The organism is Stenotrophomonas sp. AGC87 (assembly GCF_057333975.1).
In genome coordinates, this window is record NZ_JBHFHW010000007.1 from 8514 (window position 1) to 17228 (window position 8715).

8 protein-coding genes and 1 tRNA gene are annotated in these 8715 nt (G+C 62.9%); all 9 read right to left on the bottom strand.

The window, feature by feature from the left end:
- Window positions 1-25: 25 nt before the first annotated feature.
- A complete protein-coding gene (rpoB, locus tag ACE026_RS03325) occupies window positions 26-4180 on the bottom strand; it encodes a DNA-directed RNA polymerase subunit beta (protein WP_121044657.1) in 4155 nt (1384 codons plus the stop codon).
- Window positions 4181-4476: 296 nt separating this feature from the next.
- A complete protein-coding gene (rplL, locus tag ACE026_RS03330; protein WP_019186119.1) occupies window positions 4477-4845 on the bottom strand; it encodes a 50S ribosomal protein L7/L12 in 369 nt (122 codons plus the stop codon).
- 62 nt (window positions 4846-4907) lie between these two features.
- Window positions 4908-5441: a 50S ribosomal protein L10 gene (gene rplJ, locus ACE026_RS03335; protein WP_121044660.1), complete on the bottom strand. Its 534-nt coding sequence runs from the start codon at window positions 5439-5441 to the stop codon at window positions 4908-4910.
- A 387-nt stretch (window positions 5442-5828) separates the two neighbouring features.
- The gene (rplA, locus tag ACE026_RS03340) at window positions 5829-6527 is read right to left on the bottom strand and encodes a 50S ribosomal protein L1 (RefSeq protein WP_121044663.1); all 699 of its coding nucleotides are present in this window, start codon (window positions 6525-6527) and stop codon (window positions 5829-5831) included.
- Window positions 6528-6531: 4 nt separating this feature from the next.
- Window positions 6532-6960 carry a 50S ribosomal protein L11 gene (gene rplK, locus ACE026_RS03345; RefSeq protein ID WP_019186116.1) on the bottom strand — a complete coding sequence of 143 codons (429 nt, stop codon included), beginning with the start codon at window positions 6958-6960 and terminating at the stop codon, window positions 6532-6534.
- Window positions 6961-7202: 242 nt separating this feature from the next.
- On the bottom strand, window positions 7203-7763 hold the full coding sequence (gene nusG / locus ACE026_RS03350) for a transcription termination/antitermination protein NusG (RefSeq protein WP_019186115.1): 561 nt from the start codon (window positions 7761-7763) through the stop codon (window positions 7203-7205).
- Window positions 7764-7773: 10 nt separating this feature from the next.
- The gene (gene secE / locus ACE026_RS03355) at window positions 7774-8181 is read right to left on the bottom strand and encodes a preprotein translocase subunit SecE (protein ID WP_121044666.1); all 408 of its coding nucleotides are present in this window, start codon (window positions 8179-8181) and stop codon (window positions 7774-7776) included.
- A gap of 44 nt (window positions 8182-8225) precedes the next feature.
- Window positions 8226-8301, bottom strand: a tRNA-Trp gene (locus ACE026_RS03360).
- Between the two features lie 105 nt (window positions 8302-8406).
- Window positions 8407-8715: EF-Tu C-terminal domain-related protein (locus ACE026_RS03365; RefSeq protein WP_486037831.1), on the bottom strand; the 309-nt coding region annotated here is incomplete at its 5' end.

The window sequence follows — 8715 nt, forward strand, 5'->3', positions numbered from 1 at the left end:
TGCCACCCCCCCCCCCCCTGCGCGATCAGTTGCCGTCCAGTTCCATGTTGATGGCCAGCGAGCGGATTTCCTTCACGAGCACGTTGAAGGATTCCGGCATGCCCGCGACCATCTCGTGCTCACCGTCGACGATGTTCTTGTACATCTGGTTGCGGCCCTGCACGTCATCGGACTTCACCGTCAGCATTTCCTGCAGGGTGTAGGCCGCGCCGTAGGCTTCCAGCGCCCAGACTTCCATTTCACCGAAGCGCTGGCCACCGAACTGCGCCTTGCCGCCCAGCGGCTGCTGGGTAACGAGCGAGTACGGGCCGGTCGAACGGGCGTGCATCTTGTCGTCGACCAGGTGGTTCAGCTTCAGGTAGTGCATGTAGCCCACGGTGGTGTGGCGATCGAATGCCTCACCGGTGCGGCCGTCATACAGCTGGGTCTGGCCGCTCAGCGGCAGGTCGGCCAGGGCAAGCATGTGCTTGATCTCGGCTTCGGTGGCACCGTCGAACACCGGCGTTGCCATCGGCACGCCGTCGGTCAGGTTGGCGGCCAGGCGCAGCAGCTCCTCGTCGCTGAACTGGGTCAGATCGACGTGGTTGGCGTGCTGGGTCTTGTCGTGGTTGTACACGTCGTCCAGGAACTTGCGCAGGTCGTTGATCGCGGCCTGGGCTTCCAGCATGCCCTGGATCTTGCGACCCAGGCCCTTGGCGGCCCAACCCAGATGCACTTCCAGAATCTGGCCGATGTTCATACGCGACGGCACGCCCAGCGGGTTCAGCACGATGTCCACGGTTTCGCCCGAGGCCATGTACGGCATGTCTTCGACCGGCACCACGTTGGAGACCACACCCTTGTTGCCGTGGCGGCCTGCCATCTTGTCACCCGGCTGGATGCGACGCTTCACGGCCAGGAAGACCTTGACCATCTTGAGCACGCCCGGGGCCAGATCGTCGCCCGCGGTGATCTTGCCGCGCTTGTCGGCGAAGCGACGCTCGAATTCCTTCTCGTGCGCCTGGATCTGCTTCTGGGCGCGTTCGATGGCTTCGGAGGCGTCCTCGTCCTTCATGCGCAGCACGAACCAGTCAGCCTTCTTCAGGCCGTCCAGGTAGGCGTCGGTAACGGTGTCGCCCTTCTTCAGGTTGGCACCGCCGTTGACCACCTTGCCCACGATCTGCGAACGCAGACGGGCGTAGATGGCGCCTTCCAGGATGCGGAACTGGTCGTCGAAGTCCTTCTTGACGCGCTTGATTTCAGACTCTTCGATCTGACGGGCGCGCTTGTCCTTCTCGATACCATCGCGGGTGAAGACCTGCACGTCGATGACGGTGCCGTCCATGCCCGGCGGCACGCGCAGCGAGCTGTCCTTCACGTCCGAAGCCTTCTCGCCGAAGATCGCGCGCAGCAGCTTCTCTTCCGGGGTCAGCTGGCTTTCGCCCTTCGGGGTGACCTTGCCGACCATGATGTCGCCGGCGCGGACTTCGGCACCGATGTACACCACGCCGCTCTCGTCCAGGCGGTTCAGGGCCTGCTCGGAGACGTTCGGGATGTCGGCGGAGATTTCCTCCGGCCCCAGCTTGGTGTCACGCGCAACGCAGGTCAGCTCTTCGATGTGGATCGTGGTGTAACGATCCTCTTCCACCACACGCTCGGAAAGCAGGATGGAGTCTTCGAAGTTGTAGCCGTTCCACGGCATGAAGGCGATCAGCATGTTCTGGCCCAGGGCCAGTTCACCGATGTCGGTGGACGGACCATCGGCCAGCACGTCGCCACGCGCCACCACGTTGCCCACTTCCACCAGCGGACGCTGGTTGATGCAGGTGTTCTGGTTGGAACGGGTGTACTTGATCAGGTTGTAGATATCCACGCCGGCGTCGGTCGCGTCGGTGATTTCCACTTCGTTGACCTTGACCACGATGCGGCCGGCGTCGATCTGCACGATCTCGCCGCCACGACGGGCGTTCACGGTCACACCGGAGTCACGGGCCACGGCGCGTTCGATACCGGTACCCACCAGCGGCTTCTGGGCACGCAGGGTCGGCACGGCCTGACGCTGCATGTTGGCGCCCATCAGTGCGCGGTTGGCGTCATCGTGCTCCAGGAACGGGACGAGCGCGGCAGCGATCGACACGGTCTGCATCGGGGAGACGTCCATGAAGTGGACTTCTGCCGGCGGCTTGAGCAGCGACTCACCCTGGAAGCGGCACGGCACGAACTGCTCGGTGAGCATGCTCTTGGCATCGGTCAGGGCGTTGGCCTGGGCGATGACGTACTCGTTTTCTTCGATGGCCGACAGGAATTCGATCTCGTCGGAGACCTTGCCGTCAGCAACCTTGCGGTACGGGGTTTCCAGGAAGCCGTACTGGTTGGTGCGGGCGTACACGGCCAGCGAGTTGATCAGGCCGATGTTCGGGCCTTCCGGCGTTTCGATGGTGCAGACGCGGCCGTAATGGGTCGGGTGCACGTCGCGCACTTCGAAGCCGGCGCGTTCGCGGGTCAGACCGCCCGGGCCCAGGGCCGAGACGCGACGCTTGTGCGTCACTTCCGACAGCGGGTTGTTCTGATCCATGAACTGGGACAGCTGCGAGGAGCCGAAGAACTCCTTGATGGCCGCGGCGACCGGCTTGGCGTTGATCAGCTCCTGCGGGGTCAGGCCTTCGGATTCGGCCATCGACAGGCGTTCCTTGACCGCGCGCTCGACGCGGACCAGGCCCACGCGGAACACGTTCTCGGCCATTTCACCGACCGAACGCACGCGACGGTTGCCCAGGTGATCGATGTCATCGACCACACCACGACCGTTGCGGATCTCGGTCAGGACCTTGATCACTTCCAGGATGTCGGAGGTGTCGGCGTGCTCGGCGACCAGGCGCTTGGACTCTTCGTCGTTGCGCTCACCGAAGTACTTGCGGTCATACAGCACGGCTTCGCCGGTGACAGCCTTGCGGCCGACACGGCGGTTGAACTTCATGCGGCCGACCGTGGACAGGTCGTAGCGCTCGAAGGTGAAGAACAGGTTGTGGAACAGGTTCTGCGCGGCATCCTTGGTCGGCGGCTCGCCCGGACGCATCATGCGGTAGATCTCGACCAGGGCTTCCAGCTGGGTCTTGGTCGGATCGATGCGCAGGGTGTTGGACAGGTACGGGCCACGATCCAGATCGTTCACCCACAGGGTGCCCACGGCATCCACACCGGCCTTGCGGAAGGCCTGCAGCTGCTCGTCGGTGATTTCGTCGTTGGCCTGGGCCAGCAGCTCACCGGTGTTGGCATCGACCACGTCGTGCGACAGGATGCGGCCGACGATGTAATCGTCCGGCACGGCCAGGGCGGCGATGCCCGAGGCTTCCAGCTGCTTGACGTGACGCGCGGTGATGCGCTTGCCGGCTTCCACGATGACCTTGTCACCGTCGGCCAGGTCGAAGTTCAGGGTCTCGCCGCGCAGACGCTCGGCCACCAGCTCCAGCTGCACGCCTTCATCGGGGTTGATGTGGAACGTGTTGATCTCGAAGAACTCGGCCAGCATCTCTTCGTTGCTGTAGCCCAGCGCACGCAGCAGGATCGAGACCGGCAGTTTGCGGCGACGATCGATACGGGTGAACAGGGCATCCTTCGGGTCGAACTCGAAGTCCAGCCAGGAGCCGCGGTACGGGATGATGCGGGCGCTGTACAGCAGCTTGCCCGAGCTGTGGGTCTTGCCACGGTCATGGTCGAAGAACACACCCGGCGAACGGTGCAGCTGCGAGACGATCACGCGCTCGGTACCGTTCACGATGAAGGTGCCGTTGTCGGTCATCAGCGGAATTTCGCCGAGGTAGACCTCCTGCTCCTTCACGTACTTGATGGCCTTGGTCGACGACTCACGGTCGTAGATCACCAGGCGCACGGTCACGCGCAGCGGCGCGCCGTAGCTCATGCCACGCTGGCGGCACTCGCGCTCGTCGAACACGGGATCGCCGAGCTTGTAGCCGACGTATTCCAGGGCAGCGTTGCCGCTGTAGCTGGAAATCGGGAACACCGACTTCAGGGCGGCATGCAGGCCGTGGTCCGTGCGCTTGGCCGGATCGACGTTTTCCTGCAGGAATTCACGGTAGGAATCGACCTGGATGGCAAGCAGGAACGGCACTTCGAGGATCGAGCGCTGCTTGCCGAAATCCTTGCGGATACGCTTCTTTTCGGTGAACGAATAAGACGTCATGAGGTATCACCTTGGCTGTGCGGATCGTGCGTCCACGACCCGAGGGGAAACTGAAATTGTCAGTTGGAAGTCGCTGGTATTGCCGGCACCAGCACGCCTTCTCCCGCTACTTCCAACTGCCAACTCGTCTGCATCCACTCCCCTGCCCGCGCGCCTGGGCGCCGCTGTGACGGGGGATGACCGCAGCCCGTGTTGGGCTCGTATTTCGGGTGTTGCGTGAAACGACCAAAGGCCGGGGGCTTACGCCCCCAGCCTTGGCTGCATCGCCGTGTTTCGATGGCGAGGCAAGGAACTGCTTACTTGACTTCGACAGTCGCGCCAGCAGCTTCCAGGTCCTTCTTGAACTTGGCAGCGTCGTCCTTCGAAGCGGCTTCCTTGATCATGCCGCCGGCTTCTGCCAGATCCTTCGCTTCCTTCAGGCCCAGGCCGGTGATGGCGCGGACAGCCTTGATGACTTCGACCTTCTTGTCGCCGGCCGACTTCAGGATGACGTCGAATTCGGTCTGCTCTTCAACAGCGGCAGCCGGGCCAGCAGCAGCAGCTGCGGCGACCGGAGCAGCGGCGGAGACGCCGAACTTCTCTTCGATGGCCTTGACCAGCTCCATCACTTCCATCAGGGACTTCTCGGCGATGGCGTCGACGATCTGTTCGTTGGTAAGGGACATTTTGATTACCTTTGGATAATTTTCTGGGTTGAGGTTCCGTTCGGAACCACGGAAACGTCGACTCAGGCGGTTTCGGCGACCGGCTCGGCAGCGTCAGCGGTTTCACCGCCACCCTGCTTGTCGGCCACGGCCTTGACGGCACGGGCGAACATCGTGGCCGGCTCGGCCAGGACGCGGGCCAGCATGGCCAGGGCCTGATCACGGGTCGGCAGCGAGGCCAGCACGTCGACATGGCCAGCCGGGAACAGTTCCCCGCCGATGGCCACGACCTTTGCCTGCAGCTTGTCGTTGGTCTTGGCAAAATCCTTGATCAGGCGACCGGCTGCGCCGGGCTCCTCGAGCGAGAACGCGTACAGCAGCGGACCGACGAGTGCGTCTTTGGCGCATTCGTATTCGGTACCTTCCACTGCACGTGCCGCCAGCGTGTTCTTGACAACTTTCAAGAAAACGCCGGTTTCGCGTGCCTGCTTGCGCATCGCGGTCATCTGGGAGACCGTGGTGCCAGCGTATTCGGCTGCGATCAAGGAGTGGGCCTTGGCGGCGACGTCTGCCAGCTCGGCGACTACTTCTTGCTTCTGGGACAGATTGAGAGCCATTGCACTCCTCCAATTGAACTCCGCTTACGGCTCCTGCCGTGTGCGGTCCTGGGCGGCATCCGTCCTGGACGCCGGGAACATCAGGTGATGTTCCAAGGGTGGGCCGTTCTAGACCTGGATGGCCAACCTGGGAGAACCCAGACGTGCGTAAACCAGAAAAACTCCAGAAGGGCACCATCTACGCAGGGTGATTCCCGGGGGAATCGATTAAGCGTTCGGTACTGCGCCGGCGGCGACTCCCTGCCAATGCGAGCATCCTTGCCCGTCGCCGGTATGTACTGACCGCGCCTGCGGTCTTTGACGGCTATCTCTGCAGGGCGAGCCCCACTCGGATTGCCTTCAAATATCGCGGGTACCGGGCCTGGGCCCGGCACCCGCTTGAAACGATTACTTCAGCGACAGCGAGGACTGGTCGATGGTCACGCCCGGGCCCATCGTCGAGCTGACCGATACCTTCTGCAGGTAGGTGCCCTTCGAGGTGGCCGGCTTGGCCTTGACCAGATCCATCAGCAGCGCCTGCAGGTTCAACTTCAGCGCGTCTTCGGCGAAGTCGGCCTTGCCGATGGTGCAATGGATGATGCCGGCCTTGTCAGTGCGGTAACGCACCTGACCCGACTTGGCATTCTTGACGGCTTCGCCCGGGTTGGCCGAAACGGTGCCGACCTTCGGGTTCGGCATCAGGCCGCGCGGGCCGAGCACGGTGCCCAGCTTACCCACGACGCGCATGGCGTCCGGGGTCGCGATGACGACGTCGTAGTTCAGATCGCCGGCCTGCATCTTCTCGGCCAGGTCGTCCATGCCCACGGCTTCGGCGCCAGCGGCCAGGGCTTCGTCAGCCTTGGCACCGGCCGGTGCGAAGACGGCAACGCGCACGCTCTTGCCGGTACCGGACGGCAGCACGGTGGAACCGCGCACCTGCTGGTCGGACTTCTTGGCGTCCACGCCCAGGCGCACAGCGACGTCGAAGGACTCGACGAACTTGGCCTTGGTAGCGGTCTTCAGGATCTTGATGGCGTCCTCGAAGGCGTATGCCTTGCCCGGGACGACGGCGGCCTTGATGGCCTTCTCACGCTTGGTCTGTGCCATCTTCTTAACCCTCTACCACGAGGCCCATGGAACGGGCAGAACCGGCGATGGTGCGCACCGCGGCATCCAGATCAGCAGCCGTCAGGTCTGCTTCCTTGGTCTTGGCGATCTCTTCGAGCTGCTTGCGGGTCACCTTGCCCACCTTCTCGGTGTTCGGGCGCTTGGAGCCCGAGGAGATGCCTGCAGCCTTCTTGAGCAGCACGGCAGCCGGGGTGCTCTTGGTGATGAAGGTGAAGGTACGGTCCGAGTAGGCCGTGATGATGACCGGCACCGGCAGACCCGGCTCCAGCTTCTGCGTGGCGGCATTGAAGGCCTTGCAGAATTCCATGATGTTCAGGCCACGCTGACCCAGCGCAGGACCGACCGGCGGCGAGGGGTTGGCCTGACCGGCCTTCACCTGCAGCTTGATATAACCGACAACTTTCTTTGCCATGAGTATGCTCTCCGGGTGCTAGCGCCTTACGACAACAGGCTCCCCATCGGACCGGGAATCACGCGTCCCGGCATCGCGTTTTGAATTCACGCAGAAGGCCACCTCGCGGCGGCCCTTGCTTTTGCCAGCTTCCTGGCAGGAAGCCGCGCACTATATCAGATTTTTTCCGCCCTTGCCTCAAGGCTGACGGGCGCTGGCTGTTCAGGTTCCGGGCGGCCGCCCGGAACCCTGCTGCCTCAGGCTCAGACGGCCTTTTCGACCTGGCCGAACTCGAGCTCGACCGGGGTGGCGCGACCGAAAATCAGCACCGAGACGCGCAGACGGCTCTTCTCGTAGTTGACTTCCTCGACCACACCGTTGAAGTCGTTGAACGGACCTTCGGTGACACGGACCATCTGGCCCGGCTCGAACAGCACCTTCGGACGGGGCTTTTCCACACCTTCCTGAACGCGGTCCAGGATGGCGGCAGCCTCTTCATCACGGATCGGCAACGGACGATCGGCGGTGCCGCCGATGAAGCCCATCACCTTGGAGGTATCCTTGACCAGGTGCCAGCTTTCGTTGTCGATGCGCGGGATACCGTTTTCTTCGTGGGTCTCGATCTGGACCAGCACGTAACCCGGGAAGAACTTGCGCTCGGAACGGCGCTTCTGGCCGGCGCGCATTTCAACCACTTCCTCGGTCGGGACCAGGACGTCACCGAAGCGCTCCTGCATCTCGTCACGCACGATGCGATCGCGCAGAGCCTGCGCAACCGACTTTTCGAAGCCCGAATAGGCGTGAACGACGTACCAACGCTTCACTGGTTTCTCCTTATCGACCCAGGAACCACTGGGTCAATTTCTGAATCACGAAGTCAAATCCGCCCAGCAGCAGGCTGAGGATGATCACCACAACGATCACCACCCAGGTCATGCGAATGGCTTCCTGGCGCGTCGGCCAGACCACCTTGCGCAGTTCGAAACGCGATTCGGAAAGGAATTCCCGCGTGTCGCGACCCTTGCCGGTCAGCAGGAACACGCCGAGGCCGGCCACCAGGCCAACGACAACGGCCAGACCGCGAAGCGGACCGGCCCATGCACTCTGGGAGGCATGCTCAGGAGCACCGAACCAATACCAAGCAAAAAGACCCGCCAGCACCAGGATCGCTGCGACGGCGTACTTGACGATGTCACCTCCAGTGGAGGCGTTGTCTTTGGAATGCTCGATCTTGCTGTTCATCCGGCTCTGGCTGCTGTGGCGGCATAGCCGCTGGAAGGGAGAAGTGGCACGCCAGGAGGGACTCGAACCCCCAACCTGCGGTTTTGGAGACCGCTGCTCTGCCAATTGAGCTACTGGCGTACTGAAAAAACTTGCCTTCCCTAAGACGGCGAAGGCGGACCGAGGTTCCCGGCCCGCCACTCGCGAGACCGGCAGCAGCGCTATGCGACCGCCGGTATTGCAGTATTACGCGATGATCTTGGAGACCACGCCGGCGCCGACGGTACGGCCGCCTTCGCGAATCGCGAAGCGCAGGCCTTCATCCATGGCGACCGGGTTGATCAGGGTGACAACCATCTTCACGTTGTCGCCCGGCATCACCATTTCCACACCTTCCGGCAGTTCGCAAGCGCCGGTGATGTCGGTGGTACGGAAGTAGAACTGCGGACGGTAGCCCTTGAAGAACGGGGTGTGACGGCCACCTTCGTCCTTGGACAGCACGTACACTTCGGCGTCGAAGGTGGTGTGCGGCTTGATCGAACCCGGCTTGGCCAG